The organism is Treponema socranskii subsp. buccale (genome assembly GCF_024181585.1).
Taxonomy (GTDB): Bacteria; Spirochaetota; Spirochaetia; order Treponematales; family Treponemataceae; genus Treponema_D; species Treponema_D buccale.
Window position 1 is genome coordinate 2,440,485 of sequence record NZ_CP054258.1, and the last position, 25,947, is coordinate 2,466,431.

Consider the following 25,947-nt stretch of genomic DNA (forward strand, 5'->3'; position numbering starts at 1 on the left):
ATAAAAAACTTCCTTAAAATTGTACGGCGAGTAAATCTTCGGATTTAGGAGCCGGACAATTCGTGCGCGTAAGCGCACACGTATATCCGCGAGTTTTCGAGAGGAAACTCGAAGTTAAAAGCGCCGCGCCATTTGAGCGGTGCTTTTAAACCTTCCTTAAAATTATACAGCGAGTAAATCTTCAGATTTAGGAGCTGTATAATTAGTGCGCGAGAGCGCACAGTTAATAAGCGATGTTTCGGCTTCGTCCGAAACTCGAAGTTAAATTGAACGGCGCAATTTCAGACGTTCAATTTAAACCTTCCGATATCGCGTATGCGTTACCGGAAGGATGCCCGCAACCCGAAACTATTTTGCGCTGCGTACCATATTGATGTATTTTGTCATATCGTTGTTTTTTGCAAATTTATCCTGAATGGGAACGGCGATCGCTTTGAAAGCGGCGATATCCATATCTTTAAAATCGGTTACAACCGCACCGTCGGCGATGACCTTCGCTTTTGAAGAATTAAACATAGCGTAGGTGACTTTTCGGTCTTCGGCCGTTGCTGCTGCTGCGGCTTTATTGATCCATCCTTTTTGCTCTTCCGTGAGTTTATCATAGAAGTTTCCGTTCATAAGAAATAAACGCGTCGTAAAATCATGATGCGTTTCACAAACGTATTTTCCGTTGGGAGTTTTATGATGCTCTTTAAGCATAAAATTGGTGTAATCGTTTTCCGCAGAATCGACAACGCCTTGCTGAAGCGCCTGATATAATTCGCCCCATGCTACGCTCGTCGGAATGGCGCCGCAGCCTTTCCAAAAATCGAGCTGAACCGGCGAATTCTGCGTACGGATTGTCATACCTTTGAGATCGGCCGGTTTTTTAATCGGCTTTTTACCGTAATAATCGCGAACCGAAGCCGTCCAATATCCCATAATGCGGTAACGGTTATTTGTCTTTTTCAAAACCACGTCTTTTAAAGCCGTACCGAATTCTCCGTCGAGACACTTTTCCCAATGCGCAAAGCTGTTAAACAAATACGGAAGCGCAAAGATATTTACTTCAGGAACGCCGATTGCAGCCATAAATCCGGGAGAAGCGACACAAAGTTGAAGAGCGCCCATATCAAGTTTTTCCACCAATTCATTTTCATTTTCACCCATCGTACCGTGGTGGCAGATAACTTTGATTTTGCCGCCGGACTCCGCTTCCGCAACTTCTTTAAATTTAATAATCGCATAAGCATAAGGATTTTCAAGCGAAGTTTGATTATGAGCGACAATCAATTCAAGAGGTTTTCCACTCGAGTCCGCCGTTCCGATAGCAAATGCCGTACTTGCAATAATCAGTGCGGCGGCAAAAACAACGATTTTTTTCATAGTTCCTCCAAAAAACGCGATTTTCTGTTGTCGTCGTTTTTAACAACATTTACGGTATATCATATAATGGAATAAAATTAAAATCAATATAAAAAAATTAATAAGGCAATCACATCGCCGTTCGCAATCAACAACCCCGACGCAGCCTCGCAGCGAAGCTTCACGCGGTATCGGGGTATTAAACCCTCCGCACAAATAAAAAAAACGGAACCGCCTTACGGCAGCCCCGTTTTACGTTTCGCGTATTTTACGCTTACTTTTGCAGAATAAATTCGACGCGGCGGTTTTTCCAGTTCTGATCTTTATCGCGCCAATCGGCGACAAGCTCCGTACCGCCCTTTCCTTGGGTAGAAAGACGGGAAGCGCTTATGCCTTTATCGACGAGATAGAATTTTACGAATTCCGCGCGTTTTTGCGAAAGCGGAATCAGCGCAGGTCCCCACTGACGCGGATTGTCCTGCGTTTCTTCAGCTTCGTTTTCCGTCGTACGGTTCGCGTGTCCGACGACCGCAACTTTATACTCCTTGAATTTATTCAGGATTTCCGCAATGCGCTTGAGGATGCGTTCGTTGTTTGCCGCCTGTTCCGCCGTAACGCCGTCGCGTTTTCCGGGCGCGCTTTCGACTTTAAAGTCGGCGTTGTCGGGACGGAAGATGATCGACGGAACGGCCATTTTAAGCACATTGCCTTCGCGGATGACGAGCACGTCGACGGGGATGATCCCCCGCACCGTCGACGTCATGCCGAGATTGTCTTTAACGGTAAACACCCACGGATAATCGACCGCCGACTGAACGCGTTCCGCCATGCCCGACGCGGTCTTTTGCGTATTGCTCAAACCGTCCCACACGATGCGTTCCGTAATCGCCGACGTTCCGCCCGTCTGCCAAAAGCGGCGTCCGTTCGGATCGTTGATTGTAAACGACCATGCGGTAATTTTACCTTTTGTCGAACCGTTCAATCTGATAAACAAATCGTCGTCAACGCCGTCATTGTCCGGGCTGAAGTATGAAGGCGTCGTGCGGACGCTGAGTTCGGGAGGAACGGCCGAACATACAAACGGAGACGATGAGGCGGAAACGCTCCGCCCGTTTCGATATACGATGCCGAGTTTTCCGATAAAAGTACCTTCACCGGCTTTTCCCGCGCTGTCCAAACCGTCCCACATAATCGATGCGGGAAGGCTCGCACCGTCTTTCGACGACCAGCTGCGCACCGCTTTTCCGTCTTCTCTGCATACGTCGAAATTCCACGACGAAATCGCGTCGCTGACCGATGTGCGGATATCAAAACGTTGAGAATCAAGTATACCGTCGCCGTTCGGAGAGATACCGTCGTAAGCCGTCGTCACGTACGCTTTTACGTCGCGGGTATCGACAGAGATACCTCGAATCGATGTGCCGAACGCATTGCCCGCTTCATCCGTCGAAGCGATGGAAAGCGTATACGTGCCGTCGGGAACCGTATTGCCCGATTCGTCGGCACCGTTCCATGCGAATCCCGCTTTGCCTGCAGTCTGCACGGTGCCCGCCCACGTGTATTTCCGGACAAGGGTACCGCGCGCATTGCGCACTTCGGCAGTCCACAGTTTTTCCGTCGTGCAGTCGCGGACATCGACCGGCAAAGTGCTTTGACTCGAATCGCCTGACGGCGAAAAAGACATCCACGGAATTTCCGCGGCAAGATACGGTGCTTTCGTGTCGAGGGCAAAAGCCTGCGTCGAAGCCGATGCCGTCGAAGCGTTTGCGGACGTTATTTCAAGAGAAGCGATATACTGTCCGTCGGAACAGAGAGCGCCTTTGTCGTCTCTTCCGTCCCACACAAACGATGCGGGAACGTCTTTGTTTTCGCTCAGCGTTTTAAGCGCGGTACTCGAACCCGCCTTCATAATTTTAAACGCATACTTTACGATACCGCCGCTTCCCGCATGCGTGACGGGCGTAAAGGAAATCGTATCTTTGACTTTATCGCCGTTCGGTGAAAACGCGCTGTCCTGCATTGCAAGAAGCAGCGTCGCCTTCGTCGTGTCGAAATTGAACGCATCGGAACGGACGGCTACGGTATTGCCCGCCAAGTCGGTTGCCGAAAGCTCGTACACGTATGAACCGTCGGGTACAATTTTTCCGGCATCATCGAGACCGTCCCACGAAACCGTTTCCGGCGGGAATTCGCCGAGCGAATACTCACGCACGGCTTTTGTCATATTGCCCGAAGCGTAGATGCGCCCCGTCCATGCGGGAACCGCCGCAAGCGTTTTCGGCACAATCGTTTCATTTATTGTAATCGTGCTCTTCGAACCCGCGCCGAATACTTTATCGGATACGCGCAGCTGAGCCTGCGGTTTTTTCGTATCGATGACGCAGACCGGCGAAGTAATCGGAGCAGGCTCGTAACCGTTGAGATATTTTGCCGTAACGCGCGCCTGATAGCGTCCGTCGGGGAGCGTTTTGCCGTCGGCTCCCGTTCCGTCGAATACGATCGTTTCAGGCGGTAAGGCCGACGAAGACTGATCGAATGTACGGTAGACTTTGCCGTTTGCATCGACTATGCTTACCGCCCATTCGGTAAGCTTGTTTCCGGTGCTCGCGTCGGGAACGGGGATCGTTACGTTGAATGTAACCGCTTTTTGTTTACTTTCGGTGTTCGGAGAAAAATAAGGAGAGCCTGAAATCGCAATATTCGTCGCGGGTTTTTCCGCAGAAAAGATGATATTCGATATGGAAGCGGCGGGAGAAGTGTTTCCCGCTCTGTCCGTCGCACTAATCGTATACGAATAGATGCCGTCGGCAACCGGCTTTCCCGAGTCTCCCGTTCCGTTCCAATTGAACGCGGGCGGCTCGGTATCTTTCCACGAATAGGTTTTGACTGCGCTTCCGTCGGCTCCGGCGAAAACGCCTTTCCATTCGTCTTCTTTCGAACCGGACTGCCGCACGGAAAATACGGATTTAGCGCCTTCGCCGAAAATCTTATCGGTCGGCTGAGTAAGCGCGATGGAAGGCGGCGTCGTATCGACGATGACCGTATATTTGCCGGTTTTGCCGACATTACCGTTATCGTCCGTCGCCGTAAAATAATAATTATACGTTCCGTCCGGAGCCGTTTCGCCGTTATCCATAACACCGTTCCAAGAAACGACGGAGGGGATATCGATCGTTTTTTTTGCAGAAAAGAGCTGTTTCCAAAACGATTTGAACGTCAGCTTTTCCGTAAACGCGAGTTTGTTTCCGATCGTGCGCACGACGCTGCCGCTTTCGTTTTCGACGACAAAGCTCCACGAAACGACATACCGCCTGTCGGAAATTCGCAGCGGAACGTCAAGCGAATCCTGAACGCCGTCGTTATTCGGCGAAATATATTTCGGCTGCCGCTGGGCAAAGACCGAAGCGGCGGAAAACAAAAAGAGTACCGCCGCGATAAGCACAGATATCCGTTTCATTATTTATCCTCCCCCGCCCACAGTTCGATTTCCGGCGGATCGGTATCCGCCAGTCCCAAATTGAATTTGACGTTGCCCGAAACGGCGTGTACCGTTTCGTAAAGCTGCTGCCATCCGGCATTCACCGTGATATCGCTTTCGCCCCAGCCGTTGCGTTTCATATATTCGTTGTTTTTCGTTTTAAATGTAAAACGATAGCCGAGACTGATCGCCGGCATAAAATTGCCGTAGGCACCGCGGTCTGCAAGCACGACGGCTTCGCGGATATTGATTTCTTCCGCTATGCGCAAATAGAGCGCGTCGTTTACGGCAAAGTGAAATCCCGCCGCAACGATGAGATTTTGAAATCCCGGCGTAATCAATTCGACCGAAGCCCCGCCTTTTATATAATCGTTCGCAAATAAAAGAGCCGCAGCTCCGATGTGCATCGTGCCGAGCATCGGAAAGATATCCGACGTATTTTTGCCGTCGATGCCGATGACATTTGTCGACGTATAATTTTTGCCGAGATTGAGTACGGACACGCCGATTCTGAAATCTTTCATAAAACCCACATGCGGTATGCGATACATCGCTCCGATATTTCCACTCAAAGACCAATCGCTTCCGTATCCCCAATACAAACCGCCCGCGATTCCCAGTCCGACGGACAGACGCTCGCTCACTTCTTTTGCAATGCCGATATTCGTACTGAGCGTATTGCCGACATCGATTTTATCGAGCGGAAGAAATACGCCTTTGACGAGGCCGCTCACGGCAAAGTATTTCCACGGAATAAGAATGCCGGTCTGAAAAGCCGAACCGAAAACATTCGCTCCGCCGTTTGAAGAAAAAATCGCGGTGTATGAGGCATCGAGCGTGATGCGCTGTTCGGATGCGATAAGCGCAGGATTGAAAACGATCGCATCGGAACCGGCGGTAAAAATTCCCCCGCCTGCGCTCGAAGACGCATACGTAAGCTGCGTCGGGCTTACAAGCCTGTCGAGACTTTCTCCGCTGATCGGCGGATTATAGGCAAACATCACAGAGGCGAAACACAGAGCCCCTGCCGTCATCATAATTCTTTTCATCGTACACTCCTTGCTACTGCAATAAACTCCCGTAAACCGCTTACGATACTTTTATTAATAAATCCAATGCCGCGTTTCAACAAAACTCGACACCCGACCTATTATTAAACAAACGAAACTGCGATAGTTTACAGTTATTTTCACAATAAATCTACGCACGCGCCTACATCGAAAAATCTTTACCGAGATAGATTTCGCGGGCGACGGATGAATTAAGGATTTCCTGTTTCGTGCCCTGCATCATGATTTGTCCGGTACTGATGATGATCGCGCGGTGTGTGATTTCGAGCGTATCGCGCACATTGTGGTCGGTAATGAGGATACCGATGCCGCGCTCCGAAAGCAGTTTGATCATACCTTTGATATCGGCGACCGCAATCGGGTCGATACCGGCAAAAGGTTCGTCGAGAAGCAAAAACTTCGGTTCGATTGCAAGCGATCGGGCGATTTCGGTACGCCGCCGCTCTCCGCCTGAAAGCGTGATCGCCTGCTGTGCTCTGATCTTTCCGATATCGAATTCGCTTATGAGCTGTTCGAGTCTCATCTTTTTTTCATCGAATGAAAGGTCGCGTCTCGTTTCAAGGATCGCCCAAATATTTTCTTCGACCGTCAGCTTTTTAAACACGGACGGCTCCTGCGGCAAATACGAGATGCCGAGCTTCGCGCGCTTATACATGGGAAGCGCCGTAATCCGCTCTTGGTCCAAAAACACATCGCCCGAAGTCGGACGATAAAAGCCGACGATCATATAAAAGGTCGTCGTCTTGCCCGAACCGTTCGGGCCGAGAAGACCGAGCACTTCGCCCGTGCGCATTGAAAAATCGATGCCTTGCACGACGCGTTTTTTGCCGAAGGATTTATACAGACTTGAAACTTGCAGTACGTGCCGCATTTCGTCAGCCATCCGTCCTCCGTTTGCCGGGCGAAGCGTTTGCACCGCTTTCCGCATCTCCGCTCCGATCCGCGCCGCCTTCTTTTCCGGAAGGCATCCCGTCACTCGAAGGGGCATCGTCTTTGTCCGACGTATCGATGCCGGCAGCGGAATCTTTTTTCGTATCTTTATCCTGCTCGGCGCTTTTATCGTCGACGACCGAACCTTTGACGCGGCCGTCGAGGGTTATCTCCTGCGTATCAAGATTCAGCGTAATCTGTTGGGCACGGAAAGTATCTTCGCCTTGAGTGATCCGGGCATTGCCGCTCATTTCGAGCATTTTATTTTTTTTGCGGTACACGGCGTACGCGCACGAACAGACATTGTCTTTTTGTTTGATCGTTATACCGATTTGAATTCGTGCAATGTCGGTATTTTGATTATACTCGATAAGCTGAGCTTCGACCGATACGCCGTTTTCCGTATCGGCAAGGTGCACATTGTCTTTCAGCGTTGCGATTTTTGTCCGGCGGTCATACGAAAGACTCGCGCACGTAAACTCCATTTTCGTTTCGATATTTTTTCCGGTGATGTTTCCTTCCGCTTCGATATAGCGGAAATTTTTTCCGCTCATCGTAATCGAGTCGGCGGCTATTTCCATAGACGATGTAAGAACGTATGCGCTCCCGGAAAGCGTTGTCGTATCGGACGTATTGCCTGCGGTACCGGTCATACTGTTCGCGGAAAACGTAATGCGTTCGGCCCATACCGGAAGCATCGAAGCGATACCGTATAAAATTAATAAAAAGATTATCTGTCCGTTACGGACGATTTTGCGCATTGCCGCCTTCCTCCGCGTTTTCATCGGTTTCAACCGTTCCCGATACGGCGCCGGTAAATACGAAACGGTTGCTTACTCCGCTTGCCGAAAATCCCGAACCTCGGATAATCGTGCCGTTTTTTTTCATCGTAATCGTATCGGTGCGGCGGCTCGTAAGCTGTTCGGTATTTCCGTCCCAGCGCAGTTCGTCCGCAGCGATCGTTACGTTTCTCGGCGCATTCGTAAGCTCGATTCCGTCATAAAGCGAATACATCTTTTGTTTCGGATCGAATGCGATAAGAGCGCATGAGCCTTCGGTTTCCGCGCTGCCGTCGTCCGCGTAAGCGGTAAACGAAACCGAATCCGCATAAGTACCGCCGCTTTTATATTGTTCGAGCGTTTGTGCGCGCATCGAAAGCATCTTTTGATTTTTTTCCCAGCGCGAAAAATCGGTATTTTCAAAAACGAATTCCGGAACTTCCGCATCGACGTTTTTTTGACCCTCGGAATATTTCAAAGAGCACCCGGCCGCGATAAACGGCAAAGAACATAAAACCGCCGCGGCGAAAAAAATCGACTTCATCGTTTTTTACCGAGCGCCGCTCCGATAAACGAGACGAAAAGGGGATGCGGTTTCATCGGACGCGAAACGAATTCGGGATGATACTGCACGCCGATACCCCACGCGTGATCCTTCCACTCGAAGGCTTCCGTGCAATTATCCGGTTCGGAGACGGCCGACGTGATGAGACCGTGTTCGGTCATATCGGCGGTGTATTTTTTATCGAAAGTATATTTATTGCGATGCCGTTCGGTTATCGTGAGCTTTTTGTAGATACCGGCAAGCTTCGTATCTTTAATAATGCGGACGGTTCCCGCGCCGAGCTTCATCGTACCGGCGGCGGAAAGCCCCGTCTGCTCTTCCGGCAAACTGATAATCGCATGGGCGCTGTTTTGTATAAATTCCGTGCTGTCCGCATCCGCCCAGCCGCACAGAGAACGTCCCGTCTCGATCGCCATGAGCTGCATACCCAAATCGATACCCAGGTAGGGTATATCGTTTTCGCGCGCATATTTTACCGCGACGAGAAGACCGAGAAATCCGCGCTGCCCGTAATTCGCGGGTACGACGATGCCGTCGACATCTTTGAACGCAGCTCGCACCTCTTTTTCGTTTTTGCAGCTTTCGAGTGTTTCCGCGTCGATTTTGCGGAGTTTCAGCTCCGCGCCGTACTGCGTCACAGCCGCGTGAAACAGGGATTCGCGCACTGATTTATAGCAATCGTCAAGGTAATCTTTTTTGCCGACGACCGCGATGCACACGGCGGGACCGCAGGCATTGAGCTTTTCAAGGAATGCCGTCCACGGGCGGATATTGCAGCGCTCGGCGGTAAGCGCGAATTTTTTGAGCACCCGCGCGTCGAAACCTTCTTTATGAAAAATAACCGGAAGCTCATATACCGATTTTTGCACATCGATCGAAGAAAAAACCGCGTCGGGAGCGACATTGCAGAACAACGCGATTTTTTTTCTGATCGGCATATCGAGTTCGTTTGCAGTACGGCACAAAAGAATATCCGGCTGGATTCCCGCCTCTTGCAGCTGTTTCACCGAATGCTGCGTCGGCTTCGTTTTCAATTCGCCGCCGATGATCGCAGGCACGAGCGTTATGTGAATCGCGCACACTTCATTTTTGCCGAGTTCGTGGATGAGCTGCCGGGCGGCTTCGAGGTACGGAATCGATTCGATATCTCCGACGGTGCCGCCGATTTCGACGATAACGACGTCCGCATTCGAACGCTCGCCGACGGCAAGAATATTGCGCTTTATTTCGTCGGTAATATGCGGGATGACCTGCACCGTGCGTCCGTTGTATCTGCCGGCGCGTTCGTTTTGAATCACTTGGTTGTAAATTTTTCCGATCGTAATGCAGTTGTGTTCGGCGACATTGACGCTCGTAAAGCGCGCAAAGTTGCCCAAATCCAAATCGGTTTCCGCGCCGTCTTCGGTAACATATACTTCGCCGTGCTGAAACGGACTGATGTTTCCCGCGTCGAGGTTGATGTACGGATCGCATTTTATCATCGAAATCGAAAGTCCGCTGCATTCGAGAAGACTTCCGAGAGATGCGGACGCAACCCCTTTACCGAGACTGGAACATACGCCGCTGGTCACGAGTATATATTTGCTCATAGCGCGATTTTCCCATTTACTCCGCGCTTCGTCAATAGAGAATGCCGGCCGATTTTACAAGACAGCGTTCAACATACGATTTACGCGCCCCGTTTTTTCGCATCGAGATAGCTTACCGTAGAAAGGGCGGCGATCGTCCCCTCGCCCGCCGACTTGCTGTACTGATACGGCGGACCGACGAGATCGCCGCACGCAAAGCAGCCGGCGACGCTCGTTTCCATGCGGCGGTTTACGCGCACGTGGTTGTTGTCGACTTCGATGCCCGATACGAGCCGGCTCGGAGAAATCGCTTCGCGCAAAATAAAGACGCCGTCCGTGCGGATCTTTCCCGCGTCGGTTACCAACGCTTGCACGGAAGTATCGCCTTCGATCGATTTCGGCACTTCGCGCACGATTTCGATTTTATCCGACACGTGCACATCTCCTTTGTACATCGGAATATAATACGCTTTCGCCGCAAGACCCGCGAGGAAATTCGCTTCGCTCTCTTCATTCGCGCCGAACGCGATGACGGCAACTGTTTTATTTTTATACAGCGGCGCGTCGCAAGTGGCACAGTAGCTTACGCCTTTGCCGAGAAAGCGCTCCTCTCCCGGATACGGCTTTGCCGCGACGACGCCCGTCGCCAAAACAAGGGCTTCCGCTTCGAGCATGCCGATCGACGTCTGTAAGCCGAAATAAGTGCCCATCGGATATACCGCCTGCACGCGCGCTTCCGTGACCTCGATCCCCATCGCATCGAGGTGCGCATAAAACGCCTTTTGCATATCGCTTCCGGTAATATTCGGCAAACCGAGATAATTTTGCACCGCATGCGCTTTTTCGATTTTTTCGCTTAAACGCTTGCTGCCCAAAAGCACGAAATTTTTATTGCGGATTTTTACGGTGAGCGCAGCTGACAAGCCTGCCGGCCCCGTCCCGATTATTGCGATGTCGTATCGTTCCATGCTTTAAATATACGTATTTATGAGCGCGCACGACAAGGGCGGGGCGATACGAGCGCACGGCTTTTTTTTAATAAATCGACGATAAGGCTGTCGGAAACGCTGCCGTCGAGCGCAATCGTTATCCAATTTTTTTTGCTCATGTGATACGCATCGTAAAAACCGCGCCGCTTTTTCAGCTCGATACTTTTTTCAGGATCGATTTTTACGTTGATGACTTCGACGATCGCATCGTCCGCCGAAAGAGAGGCAGCGCGCCCCTGCTTTTCGATTTTGCTTTTCGGTATATTCATAATGATTCCGTACCACTTGCGGTTTTCGGGATTTCTGAATACGCCGTAGTCGGGAGCGGTCGAAAACGGAAAATCGATTTTATCGCCGAAAAGTTTTTCCGCTTCGCGCGCGATCCGGTTCGCCTGATCCGTCAAAAACAGCTGCGGCACAAAGCACGCGTTTTTAATTTCCCGCAAAAACGCTCGGTAACTTTCACGCACTTCGTTTACGAACGCGCTTTGCCGGCTTTTCGCCCTGAGCGGAAGATAGCGTTCGCCCGCCTGTACATCGAACACCGAAGCGCTGACATCTCCGCCGCTTGTGACAACGACGTCGGCCGTAAAATCGCCGTTCAAAAATTTTCCGGAAAACGAATACTTCGAGCCTTTTTTAACAAAACCGAATTTCACAAGTTTTGCAAAATCGGGAATCGAGCGCGCAAAGATTTCTTCTTCGATCGTCATGCAAGATCAGTATACGCCCCTCTTCCCGCGCGCGTCAACGCCCGCCGATAAAACCGGCGCGGCGGCGAAAAGTTACCGCTGTTTTTACTTCGCTTTTTTATGCCGCTGCATTAATCGCTGAGCGAAATACAATGCCGCCGATGAAATAATTATCAACACAACCGAATATACGAATGTCATAGCTTCAGCATTTGTCGTCGCTGTTTCATCACTTGCGCTTTTGATGACTATACCGAGCGGCTGAAACAGCGGGCGGCAGAAGCATAATTCACCTTGGCACTCGTGGTCACTTCGCCAAAAATATACACTTAATTGATTGCACAGGTTACCCCACATGCCACATGGGCAAGAGGATCCTGTGCCGGTATTTCATCAAAGATGCGATCGGCAATACTTGCGGACACTTTGTCTGGGTGACCGCAAGTAACGGACTCAAAGGTAAAATAAACTTGTCATTTTGAAAACTCCTCGTGCTGTGCATGCTTGCGCTGTTCAAGCCGTTCTTCCCACAGTACCTCTGCTTTTTCCTGCCAACATGCAGCGTAATGGTCGCACTTGGCACACAGGTGGTCGGCGGATTCCAGCGATTGAAGATCGGTGGATTTTGCACCGGTTCTTTTTATGATATCCCGAAGGCTCTGCGGATTCTCCAGCATGGGACAGGGTCGGAGCATATTGTCATTAAAGGGCTGGCCATCATGATAGGCCATCATCAACGGCGACTGAAGGGCTTCAAGTAAGGACTTTTTTCGAATATTACTGTCTGAATAATGGATGAACACGCATGGGTCGATATCGCCATTGGCGTTGATGTGCAGATACCGCCTGCCGCCAGCGATACAGCCGCCGATAAACTCGGCATCGTTTTGAAAATCTATGGCGAACAGTGGTTTACGGGTGCGGTATTCCCGGATGCGCCGATATACCGTTTCACGCTGATCAGGGGAAAGCAGCAATTCTGGCACTGCGTCGTTGCCTACTGGCATATAGTGGAAATACCAGATAAAACAGGCGCCTTTCTCAATCAGCATATCGTAGTATTCCTCCGACGTGATAGAATCATAGTTGGCGCTGGTATAACAGGAAGAAACGCCGTAAACCAGTTTTTTCTTATTCAGGATATCCATAGCGCGAATCACCTGATCAAACACGCCCGACCCGCGTCGGCTGTCCGTCGCTTCCTGCATACCTTCCAGCGAAATGGCCGGCACGAAGTTTTTAACGCGAAGCATCTCGTTTGCGAAGTCCTCATCAATCAATGTGCCATTGGTGAAGCAAAGGAAAGTACAGTCGTCGTGTTTCTCACATAGGCGGATGATGTCATTTTTCCGTACCAGCGGTTCGCCACCGGTGTAGATGTACATGTATATGCCCAGTTCTTTCCCCTGACGGATGATGTCGTCAATCTCATCAAACGTCAGGTTCAGACGGTTGCCGTACTCCGCAGCCCAGCAGCCAGTACAGCGCAGGTTGCAAACGGATGTCGGATCTAAGAGAACTGCCCATGGGATATTGCAGCGGTACTTCTTTCTCAAGTTTTCCTGTTTAGACCATCCGATCATGTTTTGATGGATAAAAAAGTTGACGACGATTGCCTTGAGAACGTCAGGGTCTACATCGTGAATCAGATGACGGATATAGCTGTAGAAAGGATGATTGGGGTTTTCAACCGCTTCCCGCACTTGGGCAAGCTGCGTAGAAAACATCTTACCCACCATCTTGTCGCCCCAGTTCAGCAGGGTGCGCAGGTTTTTCTCTGGCTCCTTATACAGATAGTCGAACGTCTTTTCTAACCCGAATTTCTTTAGTGTAGCGGAAATGTTCATGTTTTTTACCTCCCATAAAATCGCGAGTGTCTCCTATCACACAGCGCGCCGTAAACGTCGCACTGTGTGTTCTCATAAGGAATCGCAGTCGGCTTTCATACCTTTTATTACATCCGAAAGAATGAAGTATGAAAGTCTCCGCACGAATAAAAGAAAAACGCTTCAGCGTTTTTTATCTCCGGACTCCGGTATCGGCGCTATTTCAGCCGTACTTTTTATTGTACTTCCTTAATAATTAATATATCAGTTCGCGGGCAGGAAAGGTATATACAAAAAACGCAATCTCTCTGAAAAACAGAGAAAACAATTAAATTGTCTGGTTCGAATTATCTATTCAGTTCGCAGCGGGAGATTCCAAGTCTGGGCAAGCAAACTGCTTAATGCTCTGGGCGATGAAGCCACGGAACATTGGGCTCAGAGCGTTTATGCTCTGTTCGACATCCGCCTGCATACCATCCCAAAGAAAACGCAGAAAAAAACCTGTTAGCGCATAACGGCAGAAGCTGGCAATATTCTGCAACTGGTCTTCAGTGATTTCCTTTCCATTGGCCTGGTGACAGATAAAGCGGTACAGAATATCATCAGCACAGGAAAACAAATACCGTTCCAAATGATCGCGGGACAAAGAATCAAATATATGGTAGATGGTTTTCTTATGCAATTGACAGCTGTGCAACAGAGCCTTGATACCCTCTTCCAAGTCGTCAGCGGTATCATTCTGCGCATATTTGCCCAGTTTTTGCGTGATCCATTCGTTCAGCAGCTGATAAATATCCTGATAGTAGTAGTAAAATGTATTGTGATTAATGCCACATTCTTTGACAAGTGCCGATACCGTGATCTTATCGAACGGCATCTTATCCAGCATGGTCTCAAAAGAGCGCGATATGGCTTCCTTAGTTAGTTTTTTCACGTTGAGGCCTCCTATGATCGTTTCTATCGAAAAACTTTAGCCATAAACTCAGCTATATATTTTTGTATTAAATGCGGCATCGAGATTTTTTTGCGCTTCGGCGATCGCGGAATCGACGTCCAAAATACCGAACAGCGCCGAACGGATCGACGAGCCGAGTATCTTTTCAAATCGATATTCGTTAAATGCGGCGTTCGGCACTTCGTCGTGGCGCCGTCCGTCGGCCATCGCCGCGTCAACCCCCGCTATCCACGGATACAAACTCAAAATATCGATATCGGACAATAATTTTTTATTGTTGATATAGCCGCCGAGATACGAAATCATCGAAGCGGTGTGATCCGAATACAGCCATAAAAAAAATTCGCGGACGGCATCGAGCTTCACGGTATTTTTGGAAATGCCGATACTGCCCCCTCCCAAAAGCGGAAAGCCGCCGGGTACTTGCGAAAAACCGATTTTATTGACAAATTCGGAATTTTTATAGTGCATGATCGCGGATGCGTGATTGCAAAAGACGACGGTCATAGCCGTATTTCCCGACGCGAATTCGTTCATCGCTTCCGACCACCAGTTCAGCGTATGCTTCGGAATACACTCGGCGCTTTTTATGTGCTCGATCAAGGTTTTGCGAAAGAGCGGATCGGTAACCTTTATATGTCCCGTATCGTCGTAAAATCGTCCGCCGTATGAACGATAGCGCGGCAAAAATTCGCAAGCCGCCGTTACGGACGAACCGATCACCAACGATGTGCCGTAATCGGTCGGAGATTTTTTATTCCGCGATTTCGTAAAAAACGACGCGATTTCATCGTATTCCGCATAGGTTTTCGGAAGGGTAAGCTGCCGCTTCGTCGTTTCAAAAAAAGAGCGGCGTATGAGACTGTCTTCAAACAGATCTTTCCGATAGTACAGCATCTGCGCGCTTATATCGAAGGGCAAGGCGACGATTTTATTGTCCGAATAATAATAATCGCGCGGAATTTTTGTCGAAAAAGATTCGGAAATCGTTTTATACGGATCGGACGAAAGATCGAGCGGCAAAAAAATCGCTCCGCCGATTTCGGTCTGCCACGCCATATCGAGCCGTATCAAATCGTACGCTTTGCTGTCCCTGCTCTCCAATGCCGCTTTGTACAATTCGTCGTACGGCATCGTGATGATTTTCAGCGCGATCCCCGTCTTCGCGGCAAAAGAGGGAGCGAGAGCTTTCAGCGCATAGGCCGTAGGACTGTTCAGCGTAAGCAAATTGATCTGCTCGCGCTTTGCGATGCGGCGAAGAGCTTCGCTCGGATTTAAAAAACCGTCGGCCGGAAGGATACATTCTTTTTCCGCCTCCGACGTTTTATGTAAAATACGCTGTGCGATTCGACAGCCGAGATATTTATAATTCAATTCATACGCTGACGTTTCGAATCCGCGCATCATCGATTTATTTGTTACGGTAAAAATTTGCAAAGGCGAGGCGGGATTGTAATACGCATGAGCGGTTTTCACATATTCTTCGTTTTCATGTCCGAAAACGAGTACGGCGTCGAACGCGGCATCATCCGATACGATCGCAAACGCCGTATTCGCGCACATCGACTCTTCCGAATAAAAAACCGAACAGCGGCAGCCGGCATTTTTTAAAACCGAAATGCAGCCGCGGACGAAGTCTTCGTTGCAGCTGTATCGTGCCGGGCCGCAAAACACGGCAACCTTCCGCCGTCCGTTTTTTACGGCGCTTTCGGCAAGCTCCGTACCCGCACGCTCAAAATCGAAAGCGTAAAAAAACGCGTCGGGATCGGACACGCGGCGTTCCACATAAAAAAGCATCGAATCTTTATACCGTGCAATACGCTGCAGGGAAGCGCTTATGACGATGAGCGCGCTCGGATTTTCCGCGCATATCGTATCGACGAGCTTCGTTTCCTTTTCGCCGGAATCGTCGGTACTGTAAATCGTAAGATCGTAATCGGAATCGTTCAGCACAAAGGCGACGCCCGCATACAGATCGCCGTATCGTTTTATATGCAGCTTCGGTACGATGATTGCGACTCTGTTCGTCTTTCCCTGTTTCAGCTGCTTCGCCTGCGCATTGGGTTTAAACCCCAGCTGCCGCACGGCATTTTCGACGAGATTGATTTTTTGTACGCTGACGTTTCCTTTTTTATTGAGCACGTTCGAAACGGTTCCGTGAGAAACGCCTGCAAGATTTGCAATGTCTTTAATCGTCGCCATGCACTTTTTCCGTCCGCTGCTCCGGCCGCATCCTGAACTGCGCCGGAGATGCGCCGAAATATTTTCGAAACAGCACGTAAAAATATTGTCCGTTCGATATGCCGATCCGCTCGGCGATCTCTTTTATCGTCAAATCGGTTTCCAGCAAAAGCCGCTTTGCATGCGCCATCCGCGCTTCATTGATATAATTTGCGATCGAAATATTTTCCGATGCTTTAAACAATTTCGAAACATAGGTATCGGACAGGCCGAGACTGTCCGCGATCGCCTTTGAAGAAAGCTGTGCATCGTACAACTGCTCGTCGACGATCCGTTTGATCCGCTCGGCCGTTTTCTTTTGCTTTTGCTTATGTTGCTCTTCGCTCTGCGCGCAGATCTTTTCCATAAGCGCATAATACTCCGTATCTATGTCCGAAATATCTTTCGCCTGTTCGATGACTAAAGCGATGCGGTCGGCGCTGTCGTACAGCCGTTCCTCTTTTTCGGCGGAGGACGTACCGTCCAACGCGGCCGTAAGGTTTACATAAAGGCGCTTCAAATTAAACACGATCGCGGCGTATCGGTATTCGCAGAGTTCGCGTACCGTATCGCCGTAAGAGGCTTCCGCCGCCGCACGGTTACCGGCCCGGAGCGCCTGCATCAATTTCGCTTCGATCGCTTCCGGATAGCGCATGCCGCTTTTCCGCGTATCGATATAACGCTCATACGCCGCCCCTTTTTCGCGGTAAAAGATGCGCGCCGCATACAATTCCCGAAGCCGTGTAAAAGAACGGTACATATCGCACGCGCCGCAGATTTTTTCGGAAATAACCGCAAAGGCTTTTTCGTTCCCCGCGATGCGCTCAAAATATGCGGACGCTTTTTCTTCGCTCGAAAACTGAACGATAAACGCAAAGAGATCGTCGACGGCAACGCGTTCCGCCGCACACGGAGCATCCCCTTGCCGCGCGGTTTCCGCCGGCGCACATTTTACAGATTCGGCGGCGGATTTTTCTGCCGCCGTCGATGCCGGTTGCGCTGCCGTTCGTTCGACACCCGGCAAAAGTTCGGACGCGGTCAAAACGATGTACAAAGGACGCGATGTGTCGAGTTCGGTTTCGAATCCGCCGAAAGCCGTTTGCAAATCGGCATCGTCCGGAGCGGGAGAGGTAAGCAGCTGCTTTAAGTATTCGCGCTTCAATATGGAAACGGATGCTTCTTTGCTTACGAGCTCTTTTTGAAGATACTGATCGATATTATTAAAAACCGCATCACCGCTCGAAGCGTTTTGTCCGATCTGCACGGCTAAAAAATTAACAACTTTTTTCAGAGGAACGTAAAAGCGAATCAATATGAGCAGCGAAACGAAAAGCCAGCTTACGAGAATAATCGCGGCAACCTGTACGGCGGTCGTCCGAAAGCTTTCGAGTTCATACGAAAGCCTATCGGCGTCGATGCAGCGTATATAGTAGAGCTGCGGGTCTGCAAGATACGAATAGATAAACGATGTGTCTCTCACCTTCTTTCCCGCCGCATACCCCGATGCGCGCGGTTTTACCGTTATGTAGCCCGAAAGTGCCGAAGCGTTCCGTATCGCCGAAAAATCGCAGGAAGCCGTATTTTCGGAAACGACATCGGGAAACACGATTTCATCGGTATCGAGGCGGTAGAGCACGCAGTTGTCGTACGGAAATTGAAAATACAATTTATTAAATTCTTTTGCGTCGAAATTGACCATCATCGCATTCGTGCATACGCCACGGGCGTCCGTTTCCGAAATGATAAGCGAATACACATCGCCCCTCCAAATCAAATACGGATACCTCGCGTCCTTTGAGGTCAGCAATTCGACGGCCCCCCTGTCGGGAAAATCGCCGCACGTATCGGAACCCGTTTCCTTTGTCGAATAGACGTATGCGCGGCGAGCGTTGTACACGTACACCGAATCGATAAAGCCGTTCGAGCTCGTAAACGAATTCAATACCCTGATCGCGAGTATCGCGTCAAAATTGGAAACGTCGGCCTGTGTGCGCAGTTTCGTTACTTGGGGATTGTAAAAGTTCTGATATGTGCAGGCGGTCAGCATCGTGTGCACTTGTTTTGCCGTGCTGTCGGCATACTGCACGAGTTCGCCGGTCATATTGGAAATGGCGCGCAGTACCATTTTTTCGTGCGCCGCGCTCAAAATCGCAACGACGACGACAAAGGACAGAGCTGCAGTGAGAAAGTGAAACAGCCACGTAAATGCCGCGTAATACGAAGTAGAACTTTTCATACTCATCGAAAGCAAAAACCTGCTTTTAATAAGTATAGCACAAACGCGCCGCTTTTTCAGCACTCGACCCCCGCCGCTTCAACTTACAGCGAGCGCGGAGTTCCCTGCATAGTCTGCAACGAGTGCAGGGCATTTGCGCAACTTGCGGCGAGCGCGGAGTTCCCCGTGCCGCTTACAATGAACGCGAGGCCTTCTTTAAATTCAAACTGTGACATTCGGACAAATTCACTTTTCAAAATCGGATTTGTCCGGTATAATGATTCCATGATACAAAGAAAGATAAAAGAAACGTTTTTACATGCATTGCAATTTTATCCGATAACGATTCTTACCGGACCGAGGCAATCGGGAAAATCAACTTTTTTAAAAAACAGTTTGCCGGATTGGAATTACATTTCGCTTGAAGACCCCGATATACGCGAGTTTTGCAAAACCGACCCCAGAGGATTTTTATCTTCTCATCCGGAACATTCGATTATTGACGAAGCGCAACGGGTTCCCGAACTTTTTTCTTATCTCCAAACGCAGGTAGATAAATCGGGAGAATCCGGACAATACGTGCTTTCAGGTTCTCAAAATTTTCAACTGATGAAATCGATTTCGCAATCTCTCGCGGGAAGATGCGCCGTACTGAAACTACTGCCTTTTTCTCAAAAAGAATTGCAAAGCGCCCGCCTTTTACCTAAAGATGTTTACGAGTACATATATACGGGCGGCTATCCCCGAATCTATGACAAACATATTCCGCCTGCAAGATATTATGCCGATTATTTTGAAACCTATGTGCAGCGTGACATCAGAAATTTGGAAAACATAGGAGACCTTTTGCTTTTTACAAGATTTATAAAACTTTGCGCGGGAAGAATCGGTCAGCTTGTAAACATAAGTTCATTGGCAAACGATTGCGGAATCTCGTCGACAACTGCAACCAGATGGCTTTCTTTACTTGAAACAAGTTTTATAATTTACAAGTTAAAGCCTGATTTTAGAAATTTCAGCAAACGTCTTATGAAAGCGCCTAAGCTGTATTTTACCGATACGGGATTGGCGTGCTATTTGTTGGGATTAAAAAATGCGGAGCAGCTTGCTTTTCATTATCTTCGCGGAAACCTTTTTGAAAACACGGTTATCAACGCCTTTGTCTATAACGAATACAACCGAGGCAACGAACCCGATTTTTCCTATTGGCGCGATAAAACGGGGCTTGAAATCGATTTGCTTAAAACCGGCATCACACAAGACGGTACGGAAACTATTGAAGCGTATGAAATCAAATCGGGCGAAACGATGAGCTTTGACTATTTTTCAAACATGGAAAAATGGGCAAAACTTCCGGGAAATACGCGCAACGCTAAAACCGTTATCTATGCCGGAAAAAAACGCTTCGCCACAAAGTACGGAACGGTTATCCCGTGGAATAAAGTGTTTAATTGATTTATTTTCCGAACAGCGGCTATAAAGTCGTCAAATACCGTAACGGCAGCATTCAATCACGCACGAGCACAAAAAGCATACGACAAAGCATCCGCCCCGCAAGCATTATCCTTTGATGCCCGTCGCTGCACAACACCGTAGCGGCCGGCTTCTGCGACAGCCCCTTTACGCAAGCACTCCGCGCAATTATACGAGTTGGCGACGGGCGCGCTCTTCTTCGGAGTTTTTATCGTCGTCTTTATACCACATGACGCCGACCAAATCGACGCGGCACTCCTCTCCCTGCCTGAATACGACGCGGTGCGGTGTCTGCACGAGGAGCATCTGTCCGCCGACTTTTACGTAGTATTCGGTGCAATCGGTGAGGAACACGCGCTTTTCGATTTTCGTTTTATATCCGACCGATTTATTCAGATTGATCGCATTCGGGCGCGCCGCCATAAAACGCTTTTCCCCGTTCGACGCGTCGTCGGGAAGCCGGCACGGAATGGCCTGCGAATAATCGCCGTCGGGATACGCTTTGCCGTCTTTGATTTCGACTTTGACAAAGGTCGATTTTCCCAAAAAGCTGTGCACGAATCTGTTCACCGGTTTGTTGTAGAGATTGCGCGGCGTATCGATTTGGACGATCTTTCCCATGTCCATGACCATCATGCGGTCGGACAGCGCCATCGCTTCGGACTGATCGTGCGTGACGAAAATGATCGTAAAATTGAATTTTTTCTGCAGCTCTTTGATTTCGAAACGCATCGACTCGCGCAGTTTCGGATCGAGATTCGAAAGCGGTTCGTCGAGCAGCATGACTTTCGGATTCGTCACGATCGCGCGGGCAAGAGCGATGCGCTGCTGCTGTCCGCCGGAAAGATTCCCCGGATAGAGCGATTCCAATCCGTCCAAATTCGTATACGAAAGAGCTGCGGCAACCCGCTCTTTGATTTCGTTTCGTGCGACTTTTTGCACTTTGAGCGGCAGCGCGACGTTTTCGAAAATGTTCATGTGCGGCCACACCGCGAACGCTTGAAACACCATGCCCAATCCGCGTTCTTCCGGCGGCACGTACAAGTTTTTGCTTTTGACCGACACCGGCCGCCCGCATAAATGAATTTCGCCTTCGGTTAAATCTTCGAAGCCCGCGATCATGCGGAGCGTCGTCGTTTTGCCACAGCCCGACGGGCCGAGAAACGAAAAGCATTCACCCTCTTCAATTTCGAGATTGAAGTCGTCTACCGCGACAACCGACTCTATCGATTTTTCTTCGAATTTTTTCGTAACGTGTTTTAATACGACTTGAGCCACGGCGCTACCTTCCTTTTCTCTCTTTTGTAATCTGCGTGACGATCGTATTGCACACGATGATCAATATGATGGCTACCGAAGCGAGCGCGGAAGCTCTCTGGATATAACCGTCGCTGCGCAGCGAGTAAATCGCCACTCCGAGCGTCCGCGTATACGGACCGTAGAGCAGCACCGATGTGGTGAGTTCGCGCATGGCGGGCAAAAAGATCAGGAAAAATCCCGACACCATCGCCGGCCGGATAAGAGGCAGCGTTATGTCTTTGAGCGCTTCGCTGTGAGACGCCCCGCACGAACGCGCGGCATCTTCGAGAGACGGATGCACTTGCTGCAGAGATGCGGACGCGGACTTCATCGAAAACGACAGATAACGCGCGATGTACGCGATGAGAATGATCCAAATCGTATTGTATAAATTGATATGGAAAATAACGCCCGACCACGCGAGAATAACGCCGATGGCGAGTACCGTTCCCGGAATCGAATACGGAAGTACCGAAACGATTTCCAAAATGCCCTTGCCCTTCGGTTTGATTTTGTTGACAACGTACGCGATCATAACGCCGAGGAACATACTCAACACGCCGGCGGAAACGGAAAGAAACAGCGAATTGCGGATCGAATCCGTCACCATTTTATTGCCGAACAATATGTTCGCATAATTTTTAAACGTAAAGTTTGCAAACGTAAGCGGCAGTCCGTACGCTTTCAAAAATCCGACGAGAAAAATCATGACGAGCGGTACGAGCACGATGACGATGAGCGACAAAAATGCGATAACCAGCAACGGATATTTTCCGTGGCGCAATTTGATCAGCGTCGGGCGCATGCTCTTTCCTTTGATGATATCGTAACTGCCCGAGCGCAACACGAGCTTTTGAATAACGAGAGCGACCGACACGACGATGACGAGCAAAACCGAAAGAGCCGCCCCTTCGCGGATGCCGTTGAAATCGCCGGCCGCACGGTTTATCAACTGATAAATCTTCGTCGGCAGCGTATAGATATTTTGCGAAAACCCGAGAATCGACGGAACGCCGAAATGCGCGAGCGATGAAATGAGGATGAGCAGCGCACCCGACGATATGGCAGGCAGCACGAGCGGAAGCGTAATCCTCCTGATAACGTAGCCCTGCTTTGCACCGGCGATGCGCGCGGATTCTTCGAGCGTCGGATCCATGCGTTCAAGCGCGCTGACGACCTGCATAAACACGAACGGAAAATAATACGACACTTCGACGAATATGATACCCCACACCGAATTGATGTTGACGGGCGCCTTTTGCAAATGGAAAGTCGACATAATCCAATTGTTGATATAGCCGCCGCGAGATGAAAGCATCAAGTCCCACGCCATCGCTCCGAAAAACGGCGGAAACATATACGGGATCGTAAAGAGGCTGCGCATGAGGCCTTTGAGCGGGATGTCGCTTCTGCCGAGCAGCCACGCATAAAAAAGCCCCACGATCGTACCGAGCACCGTCACCCAAAACGCGATGACGATCGTATTCCACATAGCGCCGATATTGTCTTTGTTGCCGATGACGCGTGCAAACAAACCCAAGTCGAATCGGTGTTCGTAAAAAAACGCGTTGTAGATGATCATAAAGATCGGAATGATGACAACGATAAACAAAATCACAAAGCTGAGCGCCGTCATGACACCGTCGAGATTCAAGGCAAAACGTTTGCCGTCAAGCTTTGCCAAATCGGCATTGCGGTTTTTAAACATCATACAGCCTCCGCCGCCCGGGCGGTTTTTTCCCGCGCATAGTATTTCGGATTGATGAACTTCAGCCCCGCAACGTCGCCGGGCGCATACTCGCGGGAATTGAGCATGTCGAGCGTACCCTGTTCGACGCGTATTTCCTTGCCTTCGAAATCGACGAAGTAGGTGCTTTCGCTTCCGAGAAAACTCGAACTCTTTACGGTACCGCGCACGGAAGAGGTTTCATCGAAAACGATGTCGGACGGACGGATGCCCATATCGTATTCACCGTTCGTCACATCGGACGGCAACGCGGATTCGGGGACATCGGCGTAGCGTATCTCTTTGCCGTTCAGATCGAAATACATACCGTCCGATTTTTTCTTTACCGGAATAAAATTCGATACGCCGATAAACGTAAAGACGAATTTATCGGCGGGGGTGAGCAGGATCTCTTCGTCGGTGCCGATTTGACTTAAAGCACCGGAGGGATTCATCACCGCGATTTTATCGCAAAGCTGTAAAGCCGCCTGCTGATCGTGCGTTATATATAAAATCGTCGTACCGACCGTCCGCTGGATCTGCCGTATTTCGACGAGCATCTCTTCGCGGAGCTTTGCGTCGAGGTTCGTAATCGGCTCGTCGAGTACGATAACATCGTCCGACGACACGAGAGAACGCGCGATCGCAACGCGCTGCTGCTGTCCGCCCGACAGCTGAGACGGCAAGTGATTTTTATATTTTTCCATCCGTACTTGAGAAAGCGCGAACTCCGCTTTTTTTTGTATTTCGTCTTTCGACATCTTTTTCTTTTTCATCGGATAGACGACGTTTTCCCACACCGTCATGTGCGGCCACACCGCGTAATCCTGAAAGACGACGCCGATATTGCGTTTTTCGGGCGCAACATTGATACGCTTTTTTGCGCTGAACACACATGTGTCGCCGATGTGGATTTCGCCCTTTTCCGGTTTAATAAATCCGCAGAGACAGCGGATGAGCGTCGTTTTGCCGCAGCCGGACGGACCGACGACGCCGAGGATTTGGCTTTCGTCCACCGTGAGCGAAAAATCCTCGAATATCGTGTGCGTTCCGTATCTGAATGTAACGGAATCGAATTTTATCTGAGCCATATACGTACCGAATCGGTTTATGGAAAACCGCAGCATACGGCGGCCGCCGCGATAACGAGCAACGCCGCCGTGCAGTTTTTATTTGAAGATTTTGTCGAAGACGGCGAGAACATCGCCGCTGTGCTTTGCAATTTCCGCGTCGTCGATTTTCATAGCGCGCTTGGCGATTTCCGACGGAGGGAGACTGCCCTCTTTTTGAACGTCGTCTCTGATCGACGCACAGCCGTGTTCGCTCAAAATCTTCTGACCTTCTTCCGACAGGATGTAATCGTACAAAAGTTTGCCGTTTTCCTGATTCGCGGAATTTTTAATGAGCGCGATCGGACTCGAAATGGCGACGAGATCGGTTTCGGGATACACGAATTTGATCGGAGAACCGTCGCTTTCAAGCGTCTGAGTAACGTAGTCGACGGCGATACACACTTTGTATGCACTCGCAGCGACTTTCGTATGCGTCGACGTCGTACCGCTTTCAAGTTCGGTGCCCGCCGCTTTTAATTTTTTAAAATAGGCTTCGCCGTATTTCGCGTCGGCGAGCAAGCCCGCAACCGCGTAAAACGTCGTTCCCGATTCGCCGGGATCGGTCATAACGATTTGATTTTTATAAAACGGATCGAGCAGATCGTTCCACGTTTTCGGCGCCTGTTCCGGTTTTACCGTATTCGTGTTGTATGCGAAACCCATGACGACCATGCGGCCGCCGCAATAATAATTTTCGGGATCTTTATACAACGCGTCGACGTGAGCGGCTTCGGGAGACGCATAGGCTTCGAGGATGCCCTGCTCTTTGAACGTAATATAGTTCGACGGATCGCCGACCCATACCAAATCGCAGGCGATTTGCCCCGACTGCTTTTCCGCAGCCATCTTCGTCGCGACTTTGCTCGTTCCCGCAGCGTAATAATCCATAACGATGTTCGGGTATTTTTTGGTAAACCCTTCTTTTACCGCGATGAGCTGCGCTTCTTTCAGCGACGAATACAACATGACCGATCCGGACTGCGACGACGCACCCTCGGAAGTTTCCGCGCTTTTTTTCGAACACGAGATCAATCCCGCGATGAACATGATTGCCGTCAATATGACTGCGATTCGCTTGTGCATATCATTCTCCTGAAATGTGATCGATATTTTATCCGATGATAAAACGAATAAATACAGTATATATCATATCGTGTATTTTGCCAGTGTAAATTTCGGATATCGGGCGAAAAAACCGTTTTTTAAACCGCGAATTCAGCAAATGATAAAGGTTCCGCGGCAAACGGAATGACCGCTGCCGGAGTACGACCTGTGCGAATCGAAACGATAACGCGATTTATTCGTGCGGAGGGTTATCTCACATGCCGCGTCGGGGTTGTTGATTGTATCTTTTTTACAATTACGATATAGTGGCGCATATATGCGGGTACAGGATCCGCAAGGGGAACAGGATGAGCGAAAAAAAATTAAAAATTTTAGGCTGGATCGGAACGGTACTTTCAGTGTTTATGTATGTATCATATATTCCCCAAATATGGGGCGACGTTCACGGACACAAAACGCCGTTTATACAGCCTTTAGCTGCCGCGGTTAACTGCACTATATGGACGGCTTACGGACTTTTAAAAGAAAAACGCGACTATCCTTTATCGGCGGCAAATCTGCCCGGCGTTATCTTCGGACTAATTGCAACATTCGCTGCCTTTTAATCGAACCGGTACGCCTACGGCTCGCATACATCACCG

19 protein-coding genes and 1 pseudogene are annotated in these 25,947 nt (G+C 49.7%); 2 read left to right on the plus strand and 18 right to left on the minus strand.

The features are described from left to right. Nucleotides 1-348: 348 nt before the first annotated feature. The 14 genes and pseudogenes from HRI97_RS11010 to HRI97_RS11070 form a co-directional block, all read right to left on the minus strand. Entirely contained in the window at nt 349-1,365 is a 1,017-nt protein-coding gene (locus HRI97_RS11010) for a TRAP transporter substrate-binding protein (RefSeq protein WP_253725482.1), read from the minus strand. Nucleotides 1,366-1,618: 253 nt separating this feature from the next. After that, nucleotides 1,619-4,801 carry a FlgD immunoglobulin-like domain containing protein gene (locus HRI97_RS11015; protein ID WP_253725483.1) on the minus strand — a complete coding sequence of 1,061 codons (3,183 nt, stop codon included), beginning with the start codon at nt 4,799-4,801 and terminating at the stop codon, nt 1,619-1,621. Continuing rightward, on the minus strand, nt 4,801-5,871 hold the full coding sequence (locus HRI97_RS11020) for a hypothetical protein (RefSeq protein ID WP_253725484.1): 1,071 nt from the start codon (nt 5,869-5,871) through the stop codon (nt 4,801-4,803). Before HRI97_RS11020 ends, HRI97_RS11015 begins: the two co-directional genes overlap by 1 nt. A gap of 163 nt (nt 5,872-6,034) precedes the next feature. Then, entirely contained in the window at nt 6,035-6,775 is a 741-nt protein-coding gene (gene lptB, locus HRI97_RS11025; RefSeq protein WP_253725485.1) for an LPS export ABC transporter ATP-binding protein, read from the minus strand. Beyond that, nucleotides 6,768-7,583, minus strand: a complete 816-nt coding sequence (locus tag HRI97_RS11030; protein WP_253725486.1) for an LptA/OstA family protein — start codon at nt 7,581-7,583, stop codon at nt 6,768-6,770. Before HRI97_RS11030 ends, lptB begins: the two co-directional genes overlap by 8 nt. Next, complete coding sequence (lptC, locus tag HRI97_RS11035; protein ID WP_301338888.1) at nt 7,564-8,145, minus strand: LPS export ABC transporter periplasmic protein LptC; 582 nt, start codon at nt 8,143-8,145, stop codon at nt 7,564-7,566. The genes HRI97_RS11030 and lptC overlap by 20 nt, the downstream gene beginning before the upstream one ends. Continuing rightward, on the minus strand, nt 8,142-9,755 hold the full coding sequence (pyrG, locus tag HRI97_RS11040; RefSeq protein WP_253725488.1) for a CTP synthase: 1,614 nt from the start codon (nt 9,753-9,755) through the stop codon (nt 8,142-8,144). The genes lptC and pyrG overlap by 4 nt, the downstream gene beginning before the upstream one ends. Before the next feature lie 80 nt (nt 9,756-9,835). Continuing rightward, nucleotides 9,836-10,702 carry an NAD(P)/FAD-dependent oxidoreductase gene (locus tag HRI97_RS11045; RefSeq protein ID WP_253725489.1) on the minus strand — a complete coding sequence of 289 codons (867 nt, stop codon included), beginning with the start codon at nt 10,700-10,702 and terminating at the stop codon, nt 9,836-9,838. A gap of 17 nt (nt 10,703-10,719) precedes the next feature. Beyond that, complete coding sequence (locus HRI97_RS11050; protein ID WP_253725490.1) at nt 10,720-11,436, minus strand: MmcQ/YjbR family DNA-binding protein; 717 nt, start codon at nt 11,434-11,436, stop codon at nt 10,720-10,722. A 308-nt stretch (nt 11,437-11,744) separates the two neighbouring features. Beyond that, nucleotides 11,745-11,873, minus strand: a pseudogene (locus HRI97_RS12665) (S-adenosylmethionine synthetase N-terminal domain-containing protein); the annotation flags it as partial. Nucleotides 11,874-11,888: 15 nt separating this feature from the next. Then, nucleotides 11,889-13,262 carry a radical SAM protein gene (locus HRI97_RS11055; protein ID WP_253725491.1) on the minus strand — a complete coding sequence of 458 codons (1,374 nt, stop codon included), beginning with the start codon at nt 13,260-13,262 and terminating at the stop codon, nt 11,889-11,891. A gap of 334 nt (nt 13,263-13,596) precedes the next feature. Further along, nucleotides 13,597-14,175, minus strand: coding sequence for a TetR-like C-terminal domain-containing protein (locus tag HRI97_RS11060; RefSeq protein WP_253725492.1), 579 nt, complete (start codon nt 14,173-14,175; stop codon nt 13,597-13,599). 48 nt (nt 14,176-14,223) lie between these two features. Beyond that, nucleotides 14,224-16,398: an extracellular solute-binding protein gene (locus tag HRI97_RS11065; RefSeq protein ID WP_253725493.1), complete on the minus strand. Its 2,175-nt coding sequence runs from the start codon at nt 16,396-16,398 to the stop codon at nt 14,224-14,226. Next, complete coding sequence (locus tag HRI97_RS11070) at nt 16,385-18,652, minus strand: helix-turn-helix transcriptional regulator (RefSeq protein ID WP_253725494.1); 2,268 nt, start codon at nt 18,650-18,652, stop codon at nt 16,385-16,387. Before HRI97_RS11070 ends, HRI97_RS11065 begins: the two co-directional genes overlap by 14 nt. A gap of 264 nt (nt 18,653-18,916) precedes the next feature. Here HRI97_RS11070 and HRI97_RS11075 point away from each other — a divergent pair, with 264 nt between their 5' ends. Next, a complete protein-coding gene (locus HRI97_RS11075) occupies nt 18,917-20,086 on the plus strand; it encodes an ATP-binding protein (RefSeq protein ID WP_253725495.1) in 1,170 nt (389 codons plus the stop codon). A 186-nt stretch (nt 20,087-20,272) separates the two neighbouring features. Here HRI97_RS11075 and HRI97_RS11080 read toward each other — a convergent pair whose 3' ends face one another. From HRI97_RS11080 to HRI97_RS11095, 4 genes are read right to left on the minus strand one after another with little or no spacing between them, the layout of a single operon-like run. Then, nucleotides 20,273-21,382 carry an ABC transporter ATP-binding protein gene (locus HRI97_RS11080; protein ID WP_021331606.1) on the minus strand — a complete coding sequence of 370 codons (1,110 nt, stop codon included), beginning with the start codon at nt 21,380-21,382 and terminating at the stop codon, nt 20,273-20,275. 4 nt (nt 21,383-21,386) lie between these two features. Next, nucleotides 21,387-23,114: an ABC transporter permease gene (locus HRI97_RS11085; protein ID WP_253725496.1), complete on the minus strand. Its 1,728-nt coding sequence runs from the start codon at nt 23,112-23,114 to the stop codon at nt 21,387-21,389. Beyond that, nucleotides 23,111-24,256, minus strand: coding sequence for an ABC transporter ATP-binding protein (locus HRI97_RS11090; RefSeq protein WP_253725497.1), 1,146 nt, complete (start codon nt 24,254-24,256; stop codon nt 23,111-23,113). Before HRI97_RS11090 ends, HRI97_RS11085 begins: the two co-directional genes overlap by 4 nt. Nucleotides 24,257-24,298: 42 nt before the next feature. Then, entirely contained in the window at nt 24,299-25,324 is a 1,026-nt protein-coding gene (locus HRI97_RS11095; RefSeq protein ID WP_180484961.1) for an ABC transporter substrate-binding protein, read from the minus strand. 329 nt (nt 25,325-25,653) lie between these two features. On the opposite strand from HRI97_RS11095, the gene HRI97_RS11100 reads away from it, so the two are divergent. Further along, a complete protein-coding gene (locus HRI97_RS11100; protein WP_021331602.1) occupies nt 25,654-25,911 on the plus strand; it encodes a SemiSWEET family transporter in 258 nt (85 codons plus the stop codon). Nucleotides 25,912-25,947: the final 36 nt, after the last annotated feature.

Excerpts from the sequence above, each read along its gene's own strand:
- HRI97_RS11010 (WP_253725482.1), bottom strand. The coding sequence starts at position 1,365 with ATGAAAAAAATCGTTGTTTTTGCCGCCGCACTGATTATTGCAAGTACG.
- HRI97_RS11015 (WP_253725483.1), bottom strand. The coding sequence starts at position 4,801 with ATGAAACGGATATCTGTGCTTATCGCGGCGGTACTCTTTTTGTTTTCC.
- HRI97_RS11020 (WP_253725484.1), bottom strand. The coding sequence starts at position 5,871 with ATGAAAAGAATTATGATGACGGCAGGGGCTCTGTGTTTCGCCTCTGTG.
- lptB (WP_253725485.1), bottom strand. The coding sequence starts at position 6,775 with ATGGCTGACGAAATGCGGCACGTACTGCAAGTTTCAAGTCTGTATAAA.
- HRI97_RS11030 (WP_253725486.1), bottom strand. The coding sequence starts at position 7,583 with ATGCGCAAAATCGTCCGTAACGGACAGATAATCTTTTTATTAATTTTA.
- lptC (WP_301338888.1), bottom strand. The coding sequence starts at position 8,145 with ATGAAGTCGATTTTTTTCGCCGCGGCGGTTTTATGTTCTTTGCCGTTT.
- pyrG (WP_253725488.1), bottom strand. The coding sequence starts at position 9,755 with ATGAGCAAATATATACTCGTGACCAGCGGCGTATGTTCCAGTCTCGGT.
- HRI97_RS11045 (WP_253725489.1), bottom strand. The coding sequence starts at position 10,702 with ATGGAACGATACGACATCGCAATAATCGGGACGGGGCCGGCAGGCTTG.
- HRI97_RS11050 (WP_253725490.1), bottom strand. The coding sequence starts at position 11,436 with ATGACGATCGAAGAAGAAATCTTTGCGCGCTCGATTCCCGATTTTGCA.
- HRI97_RS11055 (WP_253725491.1), bottom strand. The coding sequence starts at position 13,262 with ATGAACATTTCCGCTACACTAAAGAAATTCGGGTTAGAAAAGACGTTC.
- HRI97_RS11065 (WP_253725493.1), bottom strand. The coding sequence starts at position 16,398 with ATGGCGACGATTAAAGACATTGCAAATCTTGCAGGCGTTTCTCACGGA.
- HRI97_RS11070 (WP_253725494.1), bottom strand. The coding sequence starts at position 18,652 with ATGAAAAGTTCTACTTCGTATTACGCGGCATTTACGTGGCTGTTTCAC.
- HRI97_RS11075 (WP_253725495.1), top strand. The coding sequence starts at position 18,917 with ATGATACAAAGAAAGATAAAAGAAACGTTTTTACATGCATTGCAATTT.
- HRI97_RS11085 (WP_253725496.1), bottom strand. The coding sequence starts at position 23,114 with ATGATGTTTAAAAACCGCAATGCCGATTTGGCAAAGCTTGACGGCAAA.
- HRI97_RS11090 (WP_253725497.1), bottom strand. The coding sequence starts at position 24,256 with ATGCTGCGGTTTTCCATAAACCGATTCGGTACGTATATGGCTCAGATA.
- HRI97_RS11095 (WP_180484961.1), bottom strand. The coding sequence starts at position 25,324 with ATGCACAAGCGAATCGCAGTCATATTGACGGCAATCATGTTCATCGCG.
- HRI97_RS11100 (WP_021331602.1), top strand. The coding sequence starts at position 25,654 with ATGAGCGAAAAAAAATTAAAAATTTTAGGCTGGATCGGAACGGTACTT.